17 protein-coding genes, 1 tRNA gene, 2 pseudogenes and 1 riboswitch are annotated in these 23016 nt (G+C 68.7%); of the genes and pseudogenes, 8 read left to right on the top strand and 12 right to left on the bottom strand.

Annotated features, from left to right (window positions below):
- The 7 genes from HC022_RS05605 to HC022_RS05575 all read right to left on the bottom strand — a co-directional run.
- Positions 1–327, bottom strand: a 327-nt coding sequence (locus tag HC022_RS05605; protein ID WP_167451736.1) for a phage tail protein, incomplete at its 3' end; no start/stop codon positions are given.
- 14 nt (positions 328–341) lie between these two features.
- Positions 342–2369, bottom strand: coding sequence for a phage tail sheath C-terminal domain-containing protein (locus tag HC022_RS05600; RefSeq protein ID WP_167451735.1), 2028 nt, complete (start codon positions 2367–2369; stop codon positions 342–344).
- A gap of 696 nt (positions 2370–3065) precedes the next feature.
- A complete protein-coding gene (gene cls / locus HC022_RS05595; protein WP_167451734.1) occupies positions 3066–4487 on the bottom strand; it encodes a cardiolipin synthase in 1422 nt (473 codons plus the stop codon).
- Positions 4488–4731: 244 nt separating this feature from the next.
- A complete protein-coding gene (locus HC022_RS29615) occupies positions 4732–4959 on the bottom strand; it encodes an FAD-binding oxidoreductase (protein WP_368484616.1) in 228 nt (75 codons plus the stop codon).
- A gap of 11 nt (positions 4960–4970) precedes the next feature.
- The gene (locus tag HC022_RS05585) at positions 4971–5699 is read right to left on the bottom strand and encodes an aspartate/glutamate racemase family protein (protein ID WP_167451733.1); all 729 of its coding nucleotides are present in this window, start codon (positions 5697–5699) and stop codon (positions 4971–4973) included.
- A complete protein-coding gene (locus HC022_RS05580) occupies positions 5699–6859 on the bottom strand; it encodes a Xaa-Pro peptidase family protein (RefSeq protein WP_167451732.1) in 1161 nt (386 codons plus the stop codon). The genes HC022_RS05585 and HC022_RS05580 overlap by 1 nt, the downstream gene beginning before the upstream one ends.
- Positions 6852–7895 (bottom strand): pyridoxal-phosphate dependent enzyme, encoded by a 1044-nt coding sequence (locus HC022_RS05575; protein ID WP_167451737.1) that lies wholly within the window; start codon positions 7893–7895, stop codon positions 6852–6854. The genes HC022_RS05580 and HC022_RS05575 overlap by 8 nt, the downstream gene beginning before the upstream one ends.
- 424 nt (positions 7896–8319) lie before the next feature.
- Between HC022_RS05575 and argC the strand changes: the two genes are divergently transcribed.
- The 3 genes from argC to HC022_RS05560 all read left to right on the top strand — a co-directional run bounded on the left by argC (position 8320) and on the right by HC022_RS05560 (position 11991).
- The gene (gene argC, locus HC022_RS05570) at positions 8320–9297 is read left to right on the top strand and encodes an N-acetyl-gamma-glutamyl-phosphate reductase (RefSeq protein ID WP_167451730.1); all 978 of its coding nucleotides are present in this window, start codon (positions 8320–8322) and stop codon (positions 9295–9297) included.
- Positions 9298–9594: 297 nt separating this feature from the next.
- Positions 9595–10686, top strand: a complete 1092-nt coding sequence (locus tag HC022_RS05565) for a carboxynorspermidine decarboxylase (protein ID WP_167451728.1) — start codon at positions 9595–9597, stop codon at positions 10684–10686.
- 69 nt (positions 10687–10755) lie between these two features.
- Positions 10756–11991 (top strand): saccharopine dehydrogenase family protein, encoded by a 1236-nt coding sequence (locus HC022_RS05560; RefSeq protein ID WP_167451726.1) that lies wholly within the window; start codon positions 10756–10758, stop codon positions 11989–11991.
- A 327-nt stretch (positions 11992–12318) separates the two neighbouring features.
- On the opposite strand, the gene HC022_RS05555 is transcribed toward HC022_RS05560, so the two are convergent.
- Together HC022_RS05555 and HC022_RS05550 are read right to left on the bottom strand one after the other, a co-directional pair.
- Positions 12319–13929 (bottom strand): BCCT family transporter, encoded by a 1611-nt coding sequence (locus tag HC022_RS05555; protein ID WP_089963396.1) that lies wholly within the window; start codon positions 13927–13929, stop codon positions 12319–12321.
- A 538-nt stretch (positions 13930–14467) separates the two neighbouring features.
- Entirely contained in the window at positions 14468–15436 is a 969-nt protein-coding gene (locus HC022_RS05550) for an MYG1 family protein (protein ID WP_167451725.1), read from the bottom strand.
- Positions 15437–15844: 408 nt separating this feature from the next.
- A riboswitch (cobalamin riboswitch) is annotated at positions 15845–16023 on the top strand.
- A 40-nt stretch (positions 16024–16063) separates the two neighbouring features.
- On the opposite strand from HC022_RS05550, the pseudogene bluB reads away from it, so the two are divergent.
- Positions 16064–16762: pseudogene (gene bluB, locus HC022_RS05545) on the top strand (5,6-dimethylbenzimidazole synthase); the annotation flags it as partial.
- Between the two features lie 417 nt (positions 16763–17179).
- Here the strand turns inward: bluB and HC022_RS05540 are convergent.
- The 3 genes from HC022_RS05540 to HC022_RS05530 form a co-directional block, all read right to left on the bottom strand.
- On the bottom strand, positions 17180–17758 hold the full coding sequence (locus HC022_RS05540) for a cytochrome c (RefSeq protein ID WP_167451723.1): 579 nt from the start codon (positions 17756–17758) through the stop codon (positions 17180–17182).
- Positions 17755–19017, bottom strand: coding sequence for a sorbosone dehydrogenase family protein (locus HC022_RS05535; RefSeq protein ID WP_167451721.1), 1263 nt, complete (start codon positions 19015–19017; stop codon positions 17755–17757). The genes HC022_RS05540 and HC022_RS05535 overlap by 4 nt, the downstream gene beginning before the upstream one ends.
- Before the next feature lie 373 nt (positions 19018–19390).
- Positions 19391–19480: transfer RNA gene (locus HC022_RS05530), tRNA-Ser, on the bottom strand.
- A gap of 281 nt (positions 19481–19761) precedes the next feature.
- On the opposite strand from HC022_RS05530, the gene HC022_RS05525 reads away from it, so the two are divergent.
- From HC022_RS05525 to HC022_RS05510, 4 genes and pseudogenes are all read left to right on the top strand, one after another.
- Positions 19762–20655: an SPOR domain-containing protein gene (locus HC022_RS05525; RefSeq protein WP_167451720.1), complete on the top strand. Its 894-nt coding sequence runs from the start codon at positions 19762–19764 to the stop codon at positions 20653–20655.
- Between the two features lie 77 nt (positions 20656–20732).
- Entirely contained in the window at positions 20733–21911 is a 1179-nt protein-coding gene (locus HC022_RS05520) for a D-alanyl-D-alanine carboxypeptidase family protein (protein ID WP_008886283.1), read from the top strand.
- Positions 21908–22534 (top strand): dTMP kinase, encoded by a 627-nt coding sequence (gene tmk, locus HC022_RS05515; protein ID WP_008884062.1) that lies wholly within the window; start codon positions 21908–21910, stop codon positions 22532–22534. The genes HC022_RS05520 and tmk overlap by 4 nt, the downstream gene beginning before the upstream one ends.
- Positions 22531–22956 (top strand): annotated as a pseudogene (locus tag HC022_RS05510) (DNA polymerase III subunit delta'); the annotation flags it as partial. The gene tmk and the pseudogene HC022_RS05510, both read left to right, overlap by 4 nt.
- Positions 22957–23016: the final 60 nt, after the last annotated feature.

Raw genomic sequence — 23016 nt, 5'->3', positions numbered from 1 at the left:
GTCGAGGATCACCTCCTTGCGGAAATCGGCCAGCGACACCTGCCCGCCCGCCGCCGCCTCGAGGTTCCAGACCTTGTTGGCCCAGCGCTCGAACTCGATGTCGTGGGTCACGCCGCGCTCCAGCGTCACCGCCTCGTAGCTCGACCGGCCGGGCGACTTGCGGCTGATCGTGGGATCGCCGCCCTCGCGGTGCTCGACCACCTCGGTGGTGCGTTTCAGTGCCGAGACCTTGGAGATCCCGGCGACGTAGCGGCCGTCCCACTTCACGCGGAAGCGAAAATCCTTGTAGGGATCGAAACGGCGCGGGTTGACGGTGAACTGGGCCATGTGGGTTCCCTCCCTCAGCTATCCGCGCGCCGCGCGATCTGTTGGATTTTCAGGATGACGAATTCCGCCGGTTTCAGCGGCGCAAAGGCGACCTCGATGTTGACGATGCCGTTGTCGATGTCGCTTTGCGTGGTGGTCTCGGCGTCGCATTTCACCCGGTAGGCGTCCTGCGGCATGGTGCCCTGGAACGCGCCCTGCCGGAACAGGTCGTGCATGAAGGCCCCGACGTTGAGCCGGATCTGCGCCCAGAGCGGCTCGTCGTTGGGCTCGAACACCACCCATTGCGTGCCGCGATAGAGACTTTCCTCGATGAAGAGCGTGGTCCGGCGCACCGGCACGTATTTCCAGTCCGAGGCGATCTGGTCGGCCCCGTCGAGGGTGCGCGCGCCCCAGCAGACGCTGCCGTAGATCGGGAACTGGCGCAGGCAGTTGCAGCCCAGCGGGTTCAGCACGCCGTTCTCGGAATCGGTCATCGCGTAGACCACGTCGCGCACCGCCCTGAGCCGCGCGTCGGTGCCGGCGGGAGCCTTCCAGACGCCGCGCGAGGCGTCCGTGCGCGCCCAGAGCCCGGCGATGGTGCCCGACGACGCGAAGGAGCGTGGCCGGTTCTGGTTCAGCGCGTCGAGGTTGAAGGTCCGCGGGAAGTAGACGGCGGTGTTGGGCGAGCGCAGGTTGGCGTTTTCCCCGAGCCAGGTCTCCATCTGCCCGATCCGCGTCACGGTCTCGGGGATGTCGACGATCATCATCGCCCGGCGGTCGGTCACGTAGGCCAGCGCTTCGCTGTAGACCGCCAGCGCGCCGTTGTTCGCCGTGTCGATCCGCGGCGCATCGGGAATGCAGAGGATGTTGAAGAGGTCCACGTCCTCGAGCGCATAAAGCCCGGTGCGGGCCCCGGCATTGCCGGTGAACGACGCCACCGGGATCAGGTAGACCCCGTCCGCATCCACGACGCCGCCATTGTCGCCGCCGCCCATCTCGACCTGCAGTGGCCCTTCGAACGTTGGCGTGTCGAGCCCGAAGGCGCCGGCATCGCCCCCGGCAAAGACCAAGACCGCCGCGGGCACGAGGGGCCGTCCGCCCTGCCCCAGCTGGATGTGGAACCGGCGCGGATCCGCGGTCGTGCCCTCCCCGGTCAGCGTCACCACGATGCCCGACAGGTAGGGCCTGAGCGCCACCGGCACCGAGGCATCGGTGGCCGTGGCCCGCAGCCGCTCTTGCAGGATCGCTGCGAAGGCCGCATGGCTCGCCGGCGTCCCGGCACCGTCGAAATCCACCGCGACCGGCGCGATATTCGGGATCGCGCCGCCGAAATTCACCCCGATGGTCAGGGCGGTAGCCGCCGAGAGCGCAGGAAGTGCCGCGGCGAGATCGCCGCCGAGCGTGCCGGTGACCTCGGGAAGGTCCTCCTCGTCCACGGTCCCGAACGCATCGTCGACCGCGAGCTGGACCAGAAGCGACCCCGCGTTCACCACCTCGACCGCGTTGTTCGCTGTGTTGGGCGCCATCGTCAGGTTGCGGAAGACCTCCTGCCGCACCACGCTGGTGCGGTCGCCGTCGACGCGCACCTCCTTGATCCCGAGGTTGAAGGTGGCATCGGCGGCATTGGAATTGTGGCTGATCTCGAGCCGCAGGAAATTGCCCCAGTCGCCGGGATTGCGGGCGGGTTCGCCACGGATCTGGCGCCCGGCGACCACGTCGAGCAGGTCGGTGCCGCCCGCGAGATCGGCAATCGCCGCCGTCGCCGCCGTGAGCGCGGGGATGGCATCCTCCTCGCCCGGATGCCCGACCCGGATGATCCAGGCCTCGGACCCGCCATTCAGGAAGAACTGCTGCACCGCGTAGGAGGCCTCGCTGTCCCGGGTCAAACCGCCGTATTCGCGCTCGAAATCCGAGAGGCTCAGCACCCGCACCGCCTCGTTCTCGGGCCCCCGGTCGAAGGTGCCGATGAACGTCGCGACAGAGGTCGCGACCCCGCGGATGCTGCGCACGCCGGAGGGGATCTCCTCGATGTAGACGCCGGGATAAGTCGGGTTCACGGGCATGGCGTGTCTCCCCAATGGAATAAATTCAAGGACAATGCCGACGGGCCGGAAACCTGAAAACTCATGCCGGCAAAATCACCGGAAAGCACGCCCGAGAAGGCCTCCGACCGGGTTTTCAATTGCTTGCAAAGATACGCATGCGGCCCGAGTCGCACAACTATAAATGGAAAAGAGGCGCAGGCGCTGCCTGGCTCGGCGTCTTGCGAGATCGCCAAGGCTCATGCTTCGGAGGCTATCTGCGCGCGCGGAAGAGGCCCCTCGCCCTGAAATCGGAACCGGTGTGGCGCGCCTGGCATCTAGGTCCTCGCGTTCGCGGCCCCTGCCGCGACCGCGGGCGCGCAACAGGCGGCGTTCCCGTCGCTCCGGACGACCGATGTCGAGACGGTCGGGATCGACGTCGACATCGAGGGCGCCACCGAGCGCCTGTCGAACGCGGTGCAGGTCCGCACAATCTCGAACCGGGACCGCGCCGAGATGATCCGGAAGAACCCGGCGCGGCTTGTGCAGGTCTGCAAGATGGCGTCGGCGGCTGGCTGACGATCCCGTGGGGGCGATCGCCACCGCCACGATGCCGGTCGCCGGAGACGGCTTCCCGTGAGACCCGCCCTACCGGGATCGGCCCCGGGGGCCGCGCACAACCAGCGCCGCGACCGCGGACATCGTCGCGGCGATCACCCGCGCCGGCATAGACAAGCCTCAGAGGATCGGTCCGATCATCGCCGCCGCGTTGTGGCCCAGCCGGCGTATGAGCGACCACGAGGCGACCTCCTCGGACGTCACCTCGCGCGCATCGCTCACGTAGCTGTCCTGTCGCTGCCGGATCGCGGCACAGGTCGCCTCGTCCACCAGCAGGATGTTGTTCTCGTAGTTCAGATCGAAGCTCCGCCGGTCGAAGTTCGCCGACCCGATCAGGGCGATCCTGCCGTCCACCACCAGCGTCTTGCTGTGCAGGAGGCCGGGAAGATACTCGCGGATCTCGACCCCGGAGGCGAGCAGGCCCGCATAGTAGCTGCGGGCGGTCGCGCCGACGAAGACCGAGTCGTTGCGGGCGGGCAGCACGAGGGTCACCCTCACGCCCCGGTTCGCGGCGGCGCAGATCGCCGACTGGATCGCCTCGGTCGGCACGTAGTAGGGCGTCGTCACCACCAGCTCGTGCCGTGCGGCGTAGATCAGGCTGGTGAACATCTCGGGCATGGCCGAGGTCCGCACGCTGGGCCCCGTCGCCACGACCTGAGCCGGCCAGCCGCCGGGGATCGGCGCAATTTCGGTGCCGACGAAGGCGGACATGTCCTCGTCGACGGCTTCCATCCAGTCGGCCGCGAAGACCCGCTGCGCCTGCTGCACGACGGGCCCCTCGATGCGCAGCATGATGTCGACCCAGGGGGCGTATTTCGCCTTCTGCACGAAGGCCGGATCGGCGCAGTTCTGGCTGCCGCAGTAGGTCGTGCGGCCATCGACGACGACGATCTTGCGGTGGTTCCGGAGGTCGATGCGGCCGTTGAAGATCCGCAGCAGCGGGTTGCCGACCTTGTAGGCCGAGGCCAGCCTGACCCCGGCCTCCTGCATCTCGTGCCAGAGCGGCGAGCGGATCAGGCGGCGCGACCCGATATCATCCGCCATCGCCCGGCACGTGACCCCGCGCCGCGCCGCCCGCATGAGCGCCTCGGCCACCTTGCGCCCGTTGCCGTCCGCGACCCAGATGTAGAAGATCAGGTGGACGTGATCCGCCGCCGCATCGATGTCGGCGACGATGGCGTCGATGGTCGCATCGCTGTCCGCCATGAGCTCGGCGACGTTGCCCGGACAAGGCGCGAAGCCGCTGATCGAGGCTCCGACCCGGAAGAGCGCATCGACCCTCGGAGAGGCGCAGGCCGCAATCGCGTCTGCCGGGAAATGCGCGGCGTCCGGGAGCAGCTTCTCGATCCGCCCGAGCCGTGCGAGGCGCCTGCGGCCGATGCAGGTCTCCCCGAGGAGCAGGTAGGCGAGAACCCCCACCAGGGGCACGGCGAGCGTGGTCAGCACCCACGCCGCCCGCGCCGCGGGGTCCCGGTGCGGCCGAAGGACGATGCGCACGACGCAGGCTGCCACGATGAGGTAGTGAAGGAGGATCCAGATCATCGGTCGTCCCGGTTTTGGGGATAGAGAGGGATGGTGATCGGGAGTGTAGCGGCGGAAACTGCCATGAGGCCATGCATTTGTGTGCATAGGGCGCCTGCTCCGGGGCCGAGCAAGCTTGGCGTCGTCGAGAACACAGGCGGCCCCTTTCGCTTTCCGCCACCAATTGCCGCGCCGGCCGGGGCGGACGCCCGGCGTAGCAGTCTTGACCAGCACCGTCACCAGGCTCGCCTCGGGCGACCGGCACTCAGACCAGCTTGCCCGGGTTCATGATGTCGTCCGGATCGACGGCGGTCTTGAGCCGGCGCATCAGGGCGTCGGCGGCGCCGTGTTCGGCCCCCATGAACGAGCGCTTGTCGAGGCCGACGCCGTGCTCTCCGCTGGCGGTGGTGTTCCTCGTCATGTCGGTCGCGGCGCTGGTGTTCCTGTCACGCGAGAAGGAGAGCGCCTGACCGGGGTTCCGGCCGGGGCCCACTGCTGCGTCCGTCAGCGTGAGGGGTCGGCAACCGCGGCGATCCCTGCAAGCCGGCACATGTGCCAGGCCAGCACCCGGTTCGAGCTGAGCACCGGCAGACCGAGCTCCGCCTCCAGCTCGGGCAGGATGTCGTAGGTCTGCAGGTTGGTGCAGGACAGGAACACCGCGTCCATGCCGCCGCGCGCGGCGAGGGCGCGGGCCGCCCCGGCGATGGAGCGCGGGTCGATCCGGGCGACGCGGGCCTCGACCTCCTCGCCGAAGGACAGCATCTCGGGCACCGCGACCCCCTCTGCCACGAAGGCGCGGCGCAGCGAGGCGGCGACCGAGGCCACGTAGGGTGACACGATGCCGACGCGCCCCAACCCCCGATCCGCGAAGGCGGCAAGCGCGGCCGAGAGCGGGTTGGTCACGTGCCGCGTGGGCGTTCCCGCCGCGACCAGCGCCCGCACCCGGTCCGGCCCGATCTGCGCGGTGCCGGAGGTGCAGGCATAGCCCACCACGTCGAACCCCGCCGAGGGCGGCAGCAGCCCGGCGGCGGCACCGAGGTCCGCCTCCATCCCGGCGATGGTGTCGGGGGTCAGGTTGTCGCCGGACTGAACACGGGTGACATGCAGCCGCGCGGCCTCGGGCGGGATGTAGCGGCGGAAGTCCTGCTCGATGGTCTCGTCGACCCGCAGGACGATCAGCCCCATCGCGGGGCGCGTGGGGTCGAGCAACCGGTAGGCGACATCGGACATCATTACAGCTCCGGCATCTCGAGGGGCGCGCGCGGCGACAGCAGCTCCGGGCCGTGGGCGCGCAGGACGATGTTCTCCTCGTGGACCAGCATGCGCCCGGGCGCGACCAGCGCCCCCGGCTCCAGCGTCAGCACCATGCCCTCGCGCAGGGGCGTGTCGTCCAGCGGCGTGAACGACGGCCATTCGGTCAGGGTGATCCCGAGCCCGTGCCCCAGCCGCCCGCCACCGGGCTCTGCGCCGCGCCGGACCAGCGCCTCGGACAGCAGGCGGTGCGCGTCGCGCGCCAGCATCCCCGGTCGCAGTGAAGCCAGCGCGTCCTCGGTCGCCTCCCACAGTGCGGCATGGGTCCTTCGCACCGCCTCCGACGCGGGGCCGACCGCGTAGTTCCGGTCAAAGTCGCAGAAATAGCCGTTGCGGACGGCGCCGGTGTCGAGCATCAGCACGTCCCCGTCCTGCAGCGGGTCGGAGGACGCGGGCGAGATCACGTCGGCATAACCGTCGGGCCCCGCCCCGCCGGCAAGGTAGCTCACCCAGTCGGCGCCTTCCTGCAGCAGCATCGCCTGGAAGTCGCGAAACACGGTCTCGAGCGGGCGCCCGGGTGCTGCGATCTCTTGCACCCGCGCGAAGGCCCGCCCGGCGATGGCGCAGCTCGCGCGGATCGCCTCGACCTCGGCCGCGCTTTTCACCTCGCGCACGCGCTGCACGGCGCCGGTGCCATCCACGAAGCGCCGCGGAGCGATGCCCGCCGCGACGCGGTCGTAATCCGCGAGCGGCATCCGCAGCTGGGTCTCGAGCCCCATGGGCACCCCGATGCGCGCCTGTTCGGGCAGCAGGCTGCAGAGCGTGTCGATCAGCAGGCTCACCCCGTCGTCGCCGGGATGAGGCGCGTCCCACGTGCGGACGCTCGCGATCCACGTGCGCGCCATCAGCGCGGCCCCGATCGAGGGGATCACCGCGACCGGACCGCCGGTCGACGGCACGATCAGGAACCACGGCCGCGCCGGGCTTTCCCAGAAGCGCGTCAGGAACCCGGTAACGTAGAAGATGTCCGCCGCCGCCGTCAGCAAAAGCGCGTCGAGCCCCTGACCCGCCATCTCCTCCTGCAGCCGCGCGACGCGGTGGCGGAACTCGTCGGCGGGGAAGACGAGCGAACGGTCAGCCATCCTCGGGGCCCTCGCTGAGGATAGCGAGAACCCGGGAATCGGCGCCAGGCTCGAGCCCCGCCAGCAGCGCCGCCAGCCCGGCCCCGCCCGAGGGTGTGGTGTCAAAACCGTGCCCGGCAAGGATCGCGACGCCGGCGCGGACCTCGTCCTCGGTGAGGGTGGCAAAGCCGTCGGCGTCGCGCGACAGTCCGGCCAGCGCGATCATCGACGGCGTCTTGCAGTCGAGCCGCCCCATGCAGGAGACCGGCCCCTCGGAGGTGACGAGCCTGCCCGCGCGGATGCTGTCGATCAGGGCGGGCGCGGCATCGGGTTCGACGACGATGATGCGGGGGCCGTCGCCCCAGGCAAGGCGGAGATGTGCGGCCACCGCGGCGGCAAGCCCGCCGACCCCGGCCTGCAACAGCACATGGGTCGGGGGCGCGTCCATCTGCGCGACCGCCTCGGCGGCGAGCTGCGTGTAACCCTCGATCACCCGCAGCGGCAGCTCGGTGTAGCCGGGCCACGAGCTGTCGGACAGCAGCGTCCAGCCCTGTTCCCCGGCGGCCTCGGTGGCGGCGGTCATGCTCGCCTCGTAATCCGCCCCCGCCCGGACGACCTCGGCGCCATGGGCCGCGAGCCGTTGCGCGAAGGGCTCGGGCACAGTCTGGGACAGGAAGATCACCGCCCGCGCGCCGAAGATCCGTGCCCCCGCCGCCACCGAGAGCCCGTGGTTCCCGGCGCTTGCGGCCACGTAGGTCCGCCCGGCCAGCGCCTGCCGCAGCGCCTCGGGATCGCGGCCCGCCTGCGCCACCGCCTCGCGCGCGATGGCATGGGCCGCGCCGAGCGCCTTGAAGCTGCCGAGCCCCATGCGCCCGCGCTCGTCCTTGATGCGGAGCTCCGCCACCCCCGCCAGCCGCGCCAGCCCGGGCGCGTCGCGGAGCGGGGTCTCCCTGTGGGCGGGGCACAGGCCGAGCAGCGCCGCCACGTCGGTGGCCTCGGCGACCGGCATCAGCCCCTCGGGGTCGAGCCCCTTTCCGCGCCACGGGTTCTCGATCATAAACGTCAAAGCGGCCCCTCTCCGGTTCTGGAACGGGCCGAGTAGGCACGGCAAGCGCCTGCCGGGCAAGTGTTTTGGCAGCAAGCGCGCGGGCGGGATCAGGTCGCGAGACGTGGACGACCGATGGCAGCGCGTTGCGGAAGACCGACGCCGACCCGGTGCTCCCAAGTGACATTGCGCTTGACGGACGGCACCGTTGCCGACATCTCCTGCACCATGTTCAAGACCCGGACCCTTGCCGATCAACGCCGACGCCGCAGCCCTGCGGCGGCGCTTCGGGCTGCGCGGCGATCACTGGCCTCCGGCACGGTATCCGGCCTTTCGTAGATACCACCGACGGAGCCCCTCCGATCCGCGTCCCTGACCCCCCGCAGCCCCCGGCTCCGGGGGCTTTCTTTTTCCCGAACCAAGGAAGGACATCCTCATGAGCATTCGCGTCGGCATTGTCGGCATCAGCGGTTTCGGCGGCGGCGAAGCGCTGCGCCTGATCGCGGCCCACCCCGCCTTCGAACTCGTCTACGCCGCCGGAGAGGGCAGCGCGGGCAGCCGGCTGGCCGACCGCTTCCCCGGCGTGCCGCACAGGCTTGCCGGGCTGGTGATCGAGAAATGGGATCCGGCCGCCCTGCCCGATCTCGACCTGCTGTTCGCCTCGCTGCCCACCGGCACCTCTGCCGAGGCGCTGGCGCGGGTCCCCGAGACGGTGAAGATCGTCGACATCGGCGGCGACCATCGCCACGTCGAAGGCTGGGCCTACGGGCTTGCCGACGTCTGGCCGGACCGGATCCGGGGCAGCCGTCGCGTCGCCAACCCCGGCTGCTTCCCGGTGGCCACGCTCAACACGCCGGCGCCGCTGCTCGCGGCGGGGCTGATCGAGCCCGGCAACATCGTGATCGACGCCAAGACCGGGATCTCGGGCGCCGGGCGCGGCGGGGGCGACAGCCGCTTCGGCTATGCCGAGACCAACGAGAACCTGCAGCCCTATGGCCTTCTGCAGCACGTCCACATGCCCGAGATGGAGACCACCATCGAGCAGCTGGGCGGCGGCAGCGCCGCGGGGCTGGTGTTCACGCCGCATCTCGTTCCGATGACCCGCGGCCTGCTCGTCACCATCTACTGCCGTGGCAGCGCCTCCACCGCGCAATGCCTCGACGCGGCGCGCGAGTTCTACGCCGAGCGCCCGTTCGTCCGGGTGACCGACCGGCCGCCGCAGACCAAGTGTTCGAGCGGGTCGAACCTCTCGTTCATGAGCTATGCCGCCGATCCGGACCGCAACCTCGTGATCGCGATGGGGGTGGTGGACAACCTCGGCAAGGGCGCCGCCGGGCACGCGGTTCAGAACGCCAACCTGATCTCAGGCCTGCCCGAGACCGCGGGGCTCGAGGGCGCGCCGGTCTGGCCGTAAGGGACCGGCGTCGCGACAATACCCGGCCGCTCGCCTCGTCGCGGGTGGCCGGGGGCCGGTGCCTGCGCAATAGACCGCTGGCTCGGCGCCCGGGGTGCCCTTGCGGAAGCGCGTCCCTGTCGACGGGGCTGCGCGCGCGCCCACGCCAAGTCGCCGGACCCCGCGCAAAACACGTCACCACCTGCGAAAAGCGGGCGCAGAGGTTCAGACAAAAGTCCCATCAGGCGTTGTATCGCACCGATCAGGCCTATATGGGGACGGACTTCATGTGACCAATCCCTTGGGAGCAGACAGCCCATGCAGACCCCCTATTACCTGATCGACAAGTCCCGCCTTCTTGCCAACATGGAAAAGGTCGCCCGCCTGCGTGAGCTTTCGGGGGCCAAGGCCCTGCTGGCGCTGAAGTGTTTCGCCACGTGGTCGGTCTTCGACCTGATGAGCGAGTACATGGACGGCACCACCTCGTCGTCGCTCTTCGAGGTGAAGCTCGGGCGCGAGAAGTTCCCAGGCGAGACCCACGCCTATTCGGTGGCATGGGCCGACGACGAGATCGACGAGGTGCTGGCGAGCTCGGACAAGATCATCTTCAACACCGTGGGCCAGCTCTCGCGCTTCGAGGAGGTCAGCCGCGGCCACACCCGCGGGCTGCGGGTGAACCCCGGCGTCTCGACCTCGAGCTTCGATCTGGCCGACCCCGCCCGCCCCTTCTCGCGGCTGGGCGAGCATGACCCCGAGGTGATCGCGCCGGTGCTCGACCAGATCAGCGGTTTCATGTTCCACAACAACTGCGAGAACGCCGATTTCGAGCGTTTCGACGCCATGCTCGGCGCCATCGAGCAGCGCTTCGGCCACCTGATCCGCGAGATGAAATGGATCTCTCTCGGCGGCGGCATCCATTTCACCGGTGAGGGCTACCCGCTCGAGCGCCTCGCGGAGCGGCTCAGGCGCTTTGCCGGCGAGAACGAGGTGCAGGTCTACCTCGAGCCCGGCGAGGCGGCGATCACCAAATCGACCACGCTCGAGGTCACGGTGCTCGACACGCTCTTCAACGGCAAGAACCTCGCCATCGTGGACAGCTCGATCGAGGCCCACATGCTGGACCTGCTGATCTACCGCGAATCCGCGCGCATGGAGCAGTCGGGCGATCAGGAGTGGATGGTCTGCGGCAAGTCCTGCCTCGCCGGGGACATTTTCGGCGAGTTCCGCTTCCCCACCCCGCTCAAGGCCGGCGACCGGATCAGCATCCAGGACGCGGCCGGTTACACAATGGTCAAGAAAAACTGGTTCAACGGGGTGAAAATGCCCTCCATCGCGATCCGCGAGCTGGACGGGACCGAGCGCCTCGTGCGCGATTTCACCTACGAGGATTTCGCGGCGGCGCTTTCCTGACCGCCGATCACCCTGCTCCGTGACGGAGCACCCAACCCCCACCCAAGGACATAACGGAGGTCCCTTGAGTTGAAACGAGACGTTCTCATCATCGGCGCTGGCGGCGTCGCTCAGGTCGTGGCGCACAAATGCGCTCAGAACAACGATGTGCTTGGCGCGATCCATATCGCCAGCCGGACGCTTTCCAAATGCGAAGCGATCCTTGAGACGGTCCGCGAGAAAGACGCGATGAAGGTCGAGGGCGTTCTCGCGGCGCACCAGGTCGACGCGATGGACAGCGCGGCGGTGGCCGCCCTGATCCGGGAGACCGGCGCGCAGATCGTGATCAACGTGGGCTCGGCCTTCGTGAACATGACCGTGCTCGACGCCTGCATCGAGACCGGCGCCGCCTACATCGACACCGCGATCCACGAGGATCCGGCGAAGATCTGCGAAACCCCGCCGTGGTACGGCAACTACGAGTGGAAGAAGCGCGATCTCTGCGCCGAGAAGGGCGTCACCGCGATCCTCGGCGCGGGCTTCGATCCGGGCGTGGTCAACGCATTCGCGCGGTTCGCCATCGACCGTCTGGACGAAGTGAAATCCATCGACATCGTGGACATCAACGCCGGGTCGCATGGCAAGTATTTCGCCACCAACTTCGACCCCGAGATCAACTTCCGCGAATTCACCGGCACCGTCTACTACTGGGAAGACCAGCAGTGGAAGGAAACCAGCATGTTCGCCTCGGGCCGCGACTGGGATCTTCCGGTGGTGGGCACCCAGCGCGCCTACCAGTCGGGCCATGACGAGGTGCACTCGCTGGCGACCAACTACCCGCAGGCGGACGTGCGCTTCTGGATGGGCTTCGGCGAGCACTACATCAACGTCTTCACCGTGCTGCAGTCGCTGGGCCTGCTCTCCGAGCAGCCAGTGACCACCGCCGAGGGGCAGGAAGTCGTGCCGCTCAAGGTGGTGAAAGCGGTCCTGCCCGACCCCGCCTCGCTGGCGCCGGACTACACCGGCAAGACCTGCATCGGCGATCTCGTGAAGGGCATCAAGGACGGCAAGGAGACCGAGATCTTCGTCTACAACGTCGCCGACCACAAGGACGCCTACGAGGAAGTGGGCTCGCAGGGCATCTCCTACACCGCGGGCGTGCCGCCCGTGGCAGCCGCCATGCTGATCGCCGGCGGCGAGTGGGACGCGGGCACCATGAAGAACGTCGAGGAGCTCGATCCGAAGCCCTTCTTCACGATCCTCGACCGGATCGGCCTGCCCACGCGTATCAAGGACGACATGGGCGACCGCCCCTGGAACGCCTGAGCGCTTTCCTCAAGGAATGACAGGACGCGGTCGGCCATGCCGGCCGCGTTTTTCGTTCCGGATTGCGGTGTCTTCGTCGCTTGGTCGCGGTGCCCTGCGTGGTCGCGTTACCCGGCGCGCGACTGGAGGCAATGGCGGAGGGATCCGAGGTCCCGAGGATGGTCGGGCGGGCGCCCTCTGCATGAGGACGCAAGCGGCCCGGAGCGCCGATGTCCGAGCGCCGCGAGCTCGCGAAGGCACAGCCTTGCCGGGCGCAGCGCCCCCCTCTCCTGCCGGGACCGCCCGACGTCTGCCGGACGGCCCCTATAACTCATGGTCTCTGTGGCGTCAGAAACTGTCGAGCTCCGGCCGCTTGCCGACGCTCACGTGGTCGATATCTTCCTGCGCGAAGCCCCGGATCAGCGAGGGGATCATCATGCTGCACAGGAGGAAGATCGGCAGACCCACCACCGTGATCACCTGTTGCAGCGCGGTGAGGCCCGCCTCCCCTGCCAGCACGATCAGCATGGCGGCGACCACGCCTTCGGCTGCGCCCCAGAACACGCGCTGGTGCGTCGGGCCGGGCGTGGGCGTGCCGGTGCAGAGCATGTCGACCACAAGCGAGGCCGAGTCCGACGAGGTGGCGAAGAAGATCGCCACGATCACCACCGCAAAGCCCTGGATGAAGGCGGTGAAGGGGAAGTGCTCGAAGAAGGCGAACATCGCCAGCGGCACGCTCTCGGACACGGCGGCGCTGATCTGGCCGGCGGTATCGCCCATCGCCTCGCGCGCGGCGAGCCCGAGCCCGTCGAATTCCATCGCCTGCCAGCCGAAGATGGAGAACCAGATCAGGGTGAAGAGCGACGGGGCGCCGAGCACGCCGAAGACGAACTCGCGGATGGTGCGCCCGCGCGAGATCCGCGCCACGAAGAGCCCGATGAAGGGCGACCACGTCACCGTCCACGCCCAGTAGAAGACCGTCCAGCTGCCCTGCCAGCCCCAGTCGTCGTTGCTCGGGTTCTCGTCGGCCAGCATGTCGTTCCAGAACGCGAGCCGCGGGAGGTTCTCGAAGTAGAGCCCGAAGGTCTCGACCACGCCGCGCAGCAGGAAGAGCGTGGAGCCCGTGACCACCACAAAGACCAGAAGCGCCACCGCCATGCCGATGTTGAGGTTCGACAGCAGCTTGACCCCCTTGTCGAGCCCCGCGACGATCGACCCGATCGCCACCACCGTCAGCACGCTGAGGATGCAGACCTGCACGACGGTGCCGTCGCCGGTCCCGAAGAGCGCGTCGAGCCCCGCCGCGATCTGGCTGGAGCCGAGCCCGAGCGAGACCGCGACGCCGAAGAGCGTGCCGAGGATGGAGGCGATGTCGATGGCCTTGCCGACGGGGCCGTGGATGCCCTCGCGAAGCAGCGGGTAGAAGACCGAACTCACCCGCACCGGCAGGTCGTAGCGGTTGATGAAATAGGCGAATGCCAGCCCCGGCAGCGTGAAGATCGCCCAGGTGTGCAGGCCGAGGTGGTAGATCGAGATCGAGATGGCGTCCCTTGCCGCCTCCTCGGTGAAGGGCTCGACCCCCGGAAACGGCGGCGTCGAAAAATGGCTGATCGGCTCGGCCACGCCCCAGAACATGAGCACCGTGCCGATCCCGCCGGCGAAGAGCATCGTGAACCACGACAGGTTGGTGTACTCGGGGCGCGAGCCCTTTGGCCCGAGACGGATGTGCCCGTGCCGCGACAGCGCCGCCCACACGAGGAAGCCCAGCCAGACGTTCACGCCGAGGATGAAGAACCAGCCGAGCTTGGTCACGATCCACGAGCGCCCGGCAGCGAAGGCGTCACCGATGGCGTCGGGAAACAGCACGAGGGCGATCACGAAAACGATCATGAACCCCGCAGAAATGAAGAAGATTGTCGGATCCGTGCGGAGCCCGAGACGGCGCGCTAGTTGTTCCAATAGACAGGTCCCCCTTGCGTGAGCGTTGTCACCCAACCGTGAACCCGTCGCGATGTTCCGAATTTCGTGGATATTCAACGGTCGGAGGGGTCTGAAGACCCGGGGTTCCCGGCCCGGGAGGCAAAAACGCCGGGGCTTTCGCCGGCAGTTCCGACGGCCCCACCTTGGGGATCCGTTCCAGGCGCGCGCCTGCCGTCGAAGTGGCTGGATCCCGGCGACTGAGCCAACGCCGCCGGCACCTCGGCCGCGCTGTCATTGGCGGCAATCGGCTCCGATGGGCCAGATCCATGAGGGACAATCGTCGCGGCCAGCCCCATGGGAATCGGTTGCCGCAAGGAGGAGTGTGCCCGCCACGTCGCCTCATCGGGAAGCGCTGCCATGCCCGCCCGGACGCAGAGATTAGCCATCCCGGCGAAAGGGGCTTTAGGCGTCGTCAGAAGCACAAGGCGCCGCTCCACCGTCACCGCCTCACGCGACGACAGGACACCTGCCCGACACGCATCGGGCACGTTGTCACCGCACAGGCGGTCTGACCGATTCAGGTCGCGGCGGCCTGCACCTCTCCGCTCTCGCCCCCGGCATCGAGGCGGCGGACCTCCTGCACGGCCAGTTCCGCCATCTTCAGGATGGCATCCCGGTTCGAGGCCGCGGCGATGAAGCGTGCCTTGTGGCAGAACTTCGCGCCGGTCACGCCCGAGACCTGCTCCAGCTCCGAGCCCGACAGACCGGCCCAGGCCGCCGGCAGGTCGGCGCGTTGTTCGAAGCCCTGCTCGTGCTTGCGGATGCCGCCCAGCGTCCACTCGCCATCCCCGCGCGGTGTCACCACGAAGAGCAGGTGATCGGCGCCCGCCTCGATGACGGCGGGCCGGAACGGCATACCCATGGGCAGCTCGAGGATCGGGCTCTCTCCGGCGGCACGGACGGCCTCCGCCGCCAGAACCTCGGCGCGCCGCTTGGCGGCGCTGCGGTTGACGCGGGCCTCGACAAACTGCCGCGCGATGCCGACCGCCGCATGGAACGCCCGGGTCTCGCTCTCGGGGTCGGTGTCGTCGAAGACAGGTTTCAGCGTCTCGATCAGCCCGGGCAACGTCATCGACGACAGCGGCCCGGCCTCGGAGACGCTCACGGTGCCGTTGTCGACCTGGTCGACGGGCAGTACGAAGCTGCGGTCGAACGAGGCGTGGATCGTCTCGAGCTCGGTTTCGGGGATGTCGAAGCTGCGCAGGAACGCCATGCCGAAGTGCTTCCAGACCAGCCCGAACGAGCTGTAGGGCGTCTCGTCCTCGCGCAGCGGGCTCTCGCGCTGGTGGTGATCGAAGATCCCGGCCTCGGGATCATAGGCGCCGCCGACGTCGTAGATCAGGCGGCCATCCGCCGGCGTGATCCACGCGGAGGATCGGCTGCGCACGACCTCCGCTTCGGGATAGAGGCGGGAGAGGATGACGGTGGACAGCACTTCGTCCGCATGGAAGCCGCCGGAATGGGTAACAAGGGTGCTGATGGTCATCTCGGTCGTCCTGATCTCTGGGGTTGTGGCCCCCTAGGCCATCGCGCGGGGGGTCGCAAGGCGAGAGGCCGTTTGCGCCTGAGTGCCGTTGGGCCTGAGTGCCGTTGCGCCTGGCCGGCGGAGACGCGCAGCCTGGCATCGCTCCGATGCGACCGGCTGGCGCGCACGACGAGGCGGCGGGGCATAGTGCGTGGCCGGTTCCTGAGACGAGTCTTCCGCTGCCATGTTGTCTCCTGAACGCCGGATCCGGCCCGTCCCCGGCACGATGCGCCGCGCCGACGAGCCCGGACCGGAAGGAAGGGGCCGCCCTCGGGACGAGGTCGAACACGGTCCCCGCCCCAGCTGGACCCCGTGCTTTCGGGTCGGCTTTCGGATCGGAATGTCCGTTTGCCTGCCGCCCCGCATCAGGAGATAAGGGCGTCGTCAGGTGCCCCTTGCGGGGAGAATCGGGAAGCCGGTGAAAGTCCGGCGCGGGCCCGCCGCTGTATCGGGGATCGTTCGGCAGAGGCCACTGGGGCTATCCCCGGGAAGGCGCCGGGACGAGAGGATCCGGAGCCAGAAGACCGGCCTGGCATCATCGCGCTTCGGGGTGGCGCCCGCGGCGCCGTGAACAATGCGAGGCCCGTGATGCCCCACGATACCACCGTCCAGACCGTTCTCCCGCAACCCGCCCGCCGGTTTGACGAGTTCGAACGCCAGGCGCTCTACGACATCATCGACGCCCGGCGCGACGTACGGAACGAGTTCCTGCCCGATCCGGTCGATCCTGCCACCCTCCGGCGCATTCTCGCGGCCGCCCATGCCGCGCCCTCCGTCGGGTTCATGCAGCCGTGGGATTTCCTCCTGATCCGCGATCCCGACCGGCGTGCCGCAATCCATGCGGCCTTCCTCCGCGCCAATGCCGAGGCCGAGCAGATGTTCGGCGAAGACCGCAGGGCCCTCTACCGGTCGCTGAAGCTCGAAGGCATCCTGACCGCTCCGCTGAACATCTGCGTGACCTGCGACCGCACCCGAGGCGGAGAGGTCGTGCTGGGGCGGACCCACAACCGCGACATGGATCTCTACTCGACGGTCTGCGCCGTGCAGAACCTCTGGCTGGCCGCCCGGGCCGAAGGCGTGGGCATCGGCTGGGTCTCGATCTTCCGCCCGAACGACCTGCGCGAGTTGCTCGGCATCCCGGACCACGTGGAGATCGTAGCCTATCTCTGCGCGGGCCACGTCGACGAGCTTTACCCCAAACCCGAACTCGAGGCCCGCGGCTGGCGCGCGCGGCTGGAGCTCGACAGCGTGATCCACGAAGACGCATGGCCCGCGTCCTATCTCCTAAAAATCTTCAGAACGGGCGACTGTGAAGGGCCTTTTGCCTCCCGCCGTCGCGAGCGGTCTGGACCCGTCGCGAGGGACGGACGAGGAGATGCGCAAGGTCTTGCGCCGCCGTTTCTACCTGTCGCCGCGCGCGTATCGAGCTCGCTTCGCAACAGCGCTTGAGTACGTCGTCGCCCAGCTGCGCCCCGGCATCGGGTCGCACGTGATTACAAGCAGCTATCCGCCCCGCGGGAGGGGGGGGGCGCTGGGGCCCTTTCCAGAGGCCGCGCAGATGAGGCCCCCGCCATTTCGAAGCTGCGCGCCACGAGAGATCCGAGCTGAACGCAGATGCACAGCCTGCCCTTGACCTGACCGAATGCGCCCCGCACCGGCCCGCGACGCCGGGCCGAGCCCTGCCGCTCAGCGCCGTCCCGGAGCTCACTCCGGGCCAGTGATCTCCAGCTGGACCGCCGCGTACCAGTCTGCCACGGCACGGATCTCCTCGTCGGTCATCTCGGCGGCGATGGAGGACATGATGTCGTGCCTGCGCTTTCCGGTGCGGAACGCCTTGAGCTGGGTGTCGATGTAGATGTTGACCTCGCCTGCGAGGTTCGGCGCCTCCGGCAAAAGCGCGATGCCGTCGGCGCCGTGGCAGGACACGCAGGCGTCGGGCGCATCGGCCTCGCTCACCCCGTCCGGCAGGCGGGCGCTGGCGACATGCGCGCCATACCAGGCGGCGACGTCCGAGATCTGCTGCGCCGAGAGACCCGCCGCCACGACCGACATCATCTCGTGCTCGCGCGCGCCGGTCTTGAAGGCCATGAGCTGGCTCTCGAGGTAGGCCTCGGGCTCGCCGCCGATGTTGGGCGCGATGGGGATCTGCGCCAACCCGTCGATGCCGTGGCAGGTGCGGCACATGTTGGCGACCTTGCGCCCCTCCGCCGGATCGCCGGCGGAGAGCGGGGTCCCCCCGGCGAGCATGAGCCCGCCGAGGATGATCAGGGCCGCAGCCCTCATTCGGATGCCTTGGGCGCGTAGGCGATGCGCCAGATGGCCCCGGCGAAATCGTCCGACACCAGCATCGAGCCGTCGCGCAGGAAGGCGATGTCCATCGGGCGGCCGCGATACTCGCCGGTCTCCTCGTCGAGCCAGCCGTCGGCGAAGACCTCGGTCGAGGCGGCGTTGCCCTCTTCGTCGAGCGCGGTGAACATCACCCGCGCGCCGACCGGGGTGACACGGTTCCACGAGCCATGCTGCGCCGAGAAGATCCCGCCCTGGTACTTCTCGGGGAAGGAGCTGCCGCTGTAGAAGCTCATCCCCAGATCCGCCGCATGCGCCTGCATGTTGACCTGCGGCTCGACGAAGGTCACGCCCTCGGGGCGCTCGACGTCCTTGTAGTCGGGGATCTCGGTGCCGCCGTTGGTCCAGGGGAAGCCGAAGTGCTGCCCGGCCTCGGTCTGGCGGTTCAGCTCGCCTGGCGGGATGTCGTCGCCCATGCCGTCGACCTGGTTGTCGGTGAACCAGAGCGAGCCGTCGGCGGGGTTGAAGTCATGCCCGACCGAGTTGCGGATGCCGCGGGTGTAGACCTCGCGCCCGGACCCGTCGGTATTGACGCGGATGATGCCGCCGATGCCGAGCTTGTCGTACATCTCGAGCTTGTCCTTGGGCTGGATGTTGTGCGGCTGGCCCAGCGAGACGTAGAGCTTGCCATCGGGCCCGACGCGGCAGACCCGCGCGGTGTGGTTGAAGCTCTCCTCCTCGGCGGGGATCAGCTCGCCCTTGGCGATCACCTCGCCCACGGCGGGATCGGGCCCCTCGAAGAAGAACTCCGCCGCGGGGAAGACGAGCACCCGGTTGCGCTCGGCGATGTAGAGAAATCCGTCGGGCGAGAAGCACGGCCCGTTGGGCACGTCGAAGGTGATCGAAGGCGCGAAGTCCTTCACCTCGTCCGCCACGCGGTTGCGGTCGCGGTCGACGATCGACCAGACCTTGTCCTTGCGGGTGCCGGCGAAGACCACGGTGCCCTGCGGCGCGACCGCCATCGAGCGCGCATCCGGCACCACCGCGTAGAGGCTGACCTCGAAGCCGTCGGGCACGTTGATATGCGGCAGGATGCCCTTGAGCGCATCGGCCCGCTCGCCTTCCTGGTCGATGAAGGTGAAGGTGGCGTCGGTCCGCTGCATGTTGGACAGCTTGTCCATGTTGTCCTGCGCCAGCGCAGGCGTCACCAGGACGGTAGACAATAGTAAACTCGAACCGAGTTGCTTCGTTTTCATGACTTCCTCCCAAATTTGGCCCTCCACACTCCGCACGGCGGCGAAGCTCCTCCGGGAGAGCTTCGATGAAGCTGCGGTTTGCCCGCACAAGTTGTCAAGGATTCCCGCCAGCTCACGGCGGCATCCCACGCCTCGCTTGCGCGCGACCTTCTTGGTGCCCCGATCTTCGGAGCGAGGGATGAGGGCTGCGGCGAGCGGATTGAGCGAGAGGACCTGTGGGCATCGCTGAGGAGAACGTGGCACCATTGAAGCCTCCCATCACTCTAGGCCCCCTGCACCAATCCAGCGGGGTGTTGAAAGCGTGTGTGGAGAGCGGCTAGAGGGAGGCTGAGAAGTTAAACAAAAACAATATCTTGCACATAATCCATATCTGTGGCGGAGGCTCAGGGATTCGAACCCTGGGGACGCTCTCACGCCCAACGGTTTTCAAGACCGCCGCATTCGACCACTCTGCCAAACCTCCGGTCCGACACGACTAGCCTCGCTCACGCGATTCTGAAAGCCGCATGTCGAGGGAAAAACCGCCAGCCGGACACTGCGGGCTTTCCTTGAACCGGCCGAACCGTTACTCTCGGCGCCATCACGCCGGCCGGACCGGCGGGACACAGGCACAATGGAGCAGGCATCACCGGCGGGCACCGCCCCCGGACGGCGCACCCGGTGAACAATAACCCCGGCAGCAAAAGATCCGGGGACAAGAGCGGACGACAGGGCGCGGGCTCTGACACAGGCAAGGAACGACGCATGGGCACAGAGTTTGCAAAGCGGCCGGGCACTGCGTGGCGGGCAGCGATCCTGCTTGCCGGCGCCACGGCGCTCGTCGGCTGTGACGAGAGTGCGATGCCCGGCTTCCTGCAATCCAAGAACAAGGGCGCCGAGACCGGCGAGACCGTCAGCCGCGCCGGGCGCAGCGTCGAGCGCGACATCGAGGCGCCCGAGATCTTCCACGCCACCGAGGCGGGGCTCTGGGACGGACGGCCCTCGCTCGGCGGCGTCTGGGTCGCCCACCCCGACGTGACCGACCCCGAGCGCGTCATCATCCGCAACCAGCAGAACGGCCAGTTCGTCATCGGCGCCCTCTTCCGCCGCGAGCGCGAGACGCCGGGGCCACGGCTTCAGGTCTCCTCCGACGCCGCCGCCGCGCTCGAGATGCTGGCGGGCGCGCCCACCAACCTCGACGTGATCGCCCTGCGCCGCGAGGAGATGGCCGCCGATCCCGACCCGGTGCCCGCCGCCACCGAGGCCGCGACCCTGCCCGGGGCATCGAACGTGAGCGAAAGCTCCCTCGACCCGGTCGCGGGCGTAGCCACCGCCGCGCCGGCCGCGGCCCCCGCCGAGACCGCCCCTGCCCCGCAGGCCGCCACCCTGGCGCCGAAACCCGCGCCCGCGAAACCTGTTTCCTCGCTCGACAAGCCCTATATCCAGATCGGGATCTTCAGCGTCGAGCAGAACGCCGAGAACACCGCCACCGCCATGCGGCAGAACGGAATGGTGCCCACGGTCCGCGAGCAGTCGAGCTCGGGCAAGACCTTCTGGAGGGTCATCGTCGGCCCGGCCCAGAACGAGACCGAGCGCGCCGACCTGCACCGCAAGATCAAGGCATCGGGCTTCACCGACGCCTACGCCGTGACCAACTGACCCCGTCCCGGCCTCCGCTGCGGCCGGAAATGACAAGACGCACGAACAGACGCACAAGAAGGACGATGAGCCGCCCGATGATCGCTTCCCGCCCCCTGCGCCGGCTGCTGGCCGCCGCCTCGACCCTCGCGGTGCTCGCAACACAGGCCGGTGCCTTCGACACCAGCGCCCGCGCCGCCTTCGTGCTCGATTACACCACCGGCACGGTGCTGATGGCCAAGAACGCCGACGAGGCGATGCCACCGGCCTCGATGTCCAAGCTGATGACGCTCTACATGGCCTTCGAGGCAATCCACGACGGGCGCCTGACGCTGGACGAACGCCTGCCGGTCTCGGAACACGCCATGTCCTACGGCGGCTCGACCATGTTCCTCAACACCCAGGACCGGGTCCGGGTCGAGGACCTGCTGCGCGGCATCATCGTGCTCTCGGGCAACGACGCCTGCGCGGTGATCGCCGAGGCGCTGTCGCCCAATGGCACCGAGCCCGGCTTCGCCGAGCTCATGACCCGGCGCGCCCAGCAGCTCGGCATGACCAACTCGACCTTCGCCAACGCCAGCGGCTGGCCGGCGGCCAACCACCGCATGTCGATGCGCGACCTCACCCTGCTGGCGACCCGGATCATCGAGGACTTCCCCGAATTCTACCCGATCTTCGCCGAGAAGCAGTTCGCCTTCGACGGCCGCGCGCCCTCGAACGTCAACAACCGCAACCCGCTTCTGCGCCTCAACATCGGCGCCGACGGGCTGAAGACCGGCCACACCGCCGAGGCCGGCTACGGGCTCGTGGGCTCGGCCAAGCAGGGCGAGCGCCGGGTGGTCTTCGCGATGACCGGACTCGACAGCGAGCGCGCCCGCGCCGAGGAAAGCGAGTCCATCGTCAACTGGGCCTTCCGCCAGTTCGCCGAGCGCACGCTGGTCAAGAAGGGCACCGCCGTCGCGCAGGCCGACGTCTGGATGGGCTCCGCCGAAAGCGTGGGCCTCGTGGCCGAGGACGACATCACCCTGCTGGTGCCGGTGACCCCGGGCACCACGCTCGAGGCCGAGGTGGTCTACACCGGCCCGCTCAAGGCGCCGATCGCGCAGGGCCAGCAGCTGGCCGAGCTGATCATCCGCCCCGAAGGCCTGCCCGAGCACCGGGTGCCGCTCTTCGCCGAGCACGAGGTCGCGGGCGGCGGGTTCACCAAGCGCATGCTGGTGGTCAGCAAGGCGCTCTTCAACCGTATCCAGCAGCCCGCCGCCGGAGAGGCGATGTGACCGGCGGCACGGGGCTGTTCATCAGCTTCGAAGGCATCGACGGCTCTGGCAAATCCACCCAGGCGCGGCTGCTCGCCGAGCAGCTGCGCGGGGACGGGCACGAGGTGGTGCTGACCCGCGAGCCCGGCGGCTCCCCCGGCGCCGAGGAGATCCGGGCGCTGGTGCTGCAGGGCGATCCCGACCGCTGGTCCGCCGAGACCGAGCTACTTCTCTTCACCGCCGCCCGCCGCGACCATCTGGAACGCACCATCCAGCCGGCGCTGGCCCGCGGCGCCACGGTGATCTGCGACCGCTTCGCCGATTCCACCCGCATGTACCAGGGCCTGTCGCGCGGCGATCTGCGCGCCGCCGTCGACGCCCTGCACGAGCGCATGATCGGCGTCGAGCCCGACCTCACCATCCTCATCGACATGGACCCCGCCGCGGCGCTGCCCCGGGCCAAGGCGCGCGCCACCGCCGAGGAGCGCTTCGAGGATTTCGGACTGCCGCTGCAGGAGAAAATGCGCGCGGGCTTCCTTGCCCTCGCCGCCGAGTTCCCCGACCGCTTCCGCATCATCGACGGCAACCGCGCGCCCGAAGCGGTGGCGCGCGACGTGCGTGCCGCGCTACAAGCGCGGACATGAGCGACACCGAGATTCCCCAGCCCGACCGCGTCGAGGGCGCGCCGCATCCGCGCGAGACCGTCCGCCTGTTCGGGCAGGACCGGGCCGAGCAGGACTTCCTCTCCGCCTACACCTCGGGCCGGCTGCACCATGGCTGGCTGATCACCGGCCCCAAGGGGCTCGGCAAGGCGACGCTGGCCTGGCGCATCGCGCGCTTCCTGCTGGCAACGCCCGAGGCGCAGGACGACGGGCTCTTCGGCGCCCCGCCGCCGCCCGAGACGCTCGGGATCGCGCCGGATCACCCGGTGATGCGCCGCACCCTGGCGCTGTCCGAGCCCGGGCTCTTCCTGCTGCGGCGGTCGTGGGACGACAAGGCCAAGCGGCTCAAGACCCAGATAACAGTGGAAGAGGGGCGCAAACGGAAAGGAGTCTTAAAAAGGTAATAGGAAGAGGGAGGGAGAAGGGTGGTGATAGTAGAAAGAATGGAAGAGATAAAAGTGAGC

The sequence above is a fragment of the Salipiger sp. HF18 genome (assembly GCF_011806505.1).
Lineage (GTDB): Bacteria > Pseudomonadota > Alphaproteobacteria > Rhodobacterales > Rhodobacteraceae > Salipiger > Salipiger thiooxidans.
Note: the sequence above shows the minus strand (reverse complement) of the source record. Positions and strands in the feature narration are given on the sequence as shown.

Bases quoted from the DNA above. Each gene is read 5' to 3' on its own strand.
- HC022_RS05580 (WP_167451732.1), bottom strand. From the start codon at position 6,859: ATGGCTGACCGTTCGCTCGTCTTCCCCGCCGACGAGTTCCGCCACCGC.
- HC022_RS05535 (WP_167451721.1), bottom strand. From the start codon at position 19,017: ATGAAAACGAAGCAACTCGGTTCGAGTTTACTATTGTCTACCGTCCTG.
- HC022_RS05565 (WP_167451728.1), top strand. From the start codon at position 9,595: ATGCAGACCCCCTATTACCTGATCGACAAGTCCCGCCTTCTTGCCAAC.
- HC022_RS05525 (WP_167451720.1), top strand. From the start codon at position 19,762: ATGGGCACAGAGTTTGCAAAGCGGCCGGGCACTGCGTGGCGGGCAGCG.
- HC022_RS05540 (WP_167451723.1), bottom strand. From the start codon at position 17,758: ATGAGGGCTGCGGCCCTGATCATCCTCGGCGGGCTCATGCTCGCCGGG.
- HC022_RS05575 (WP_167451737.1), bottom strand. From the start codon at position 7,895: ATGATCGAGAACCCGTGGCGCGGAAAGGGGCTCGACCCCGAGGGGCTG.
- argC (WP_167451730.1), top strand. From the start codon at position 8,320: ATGAGCATTCGCGTCGGCATTGTCGGCATCAGCGGTTTCGGCGGCGGC.
- HC022_RS05600 (WP_167451735.1), bottom strand. From the start codon at position 2,369: ATGCCCGTGAACCCGACTTATCCCGGCGTCTACATCGAGGAGATCCCC.
- HC022_RS05585 (WP_167451733.1), bottom strand. From the start codon at position 5,699: ATGATGTCCGATGTCGCCTACCGGTTGCTCGACCCCACGCGCCCCGCG.
- HC022_RS05520 (WP_008886283.1), top strand. From the start codon at position 20,733: ATGATCGCTTCCCGCCCCCTGCGCCGGCTGCTGGCCGCCGCCTCGACC.
- HC022_RS05550 (WP_167451725.1), bottom strand. From the start codon at position 15,436: ATGACCATCAGCACCCTTGTTACCCATTCCGGCGGCTTCCATGCGGAC.
- cls (WP_167451734.1), bottom strand. From the start codon at position 4,487: ATGATCTGGATCCTCCTTCACTACCTCATCGTGGCAGCCTGCGTCGTG.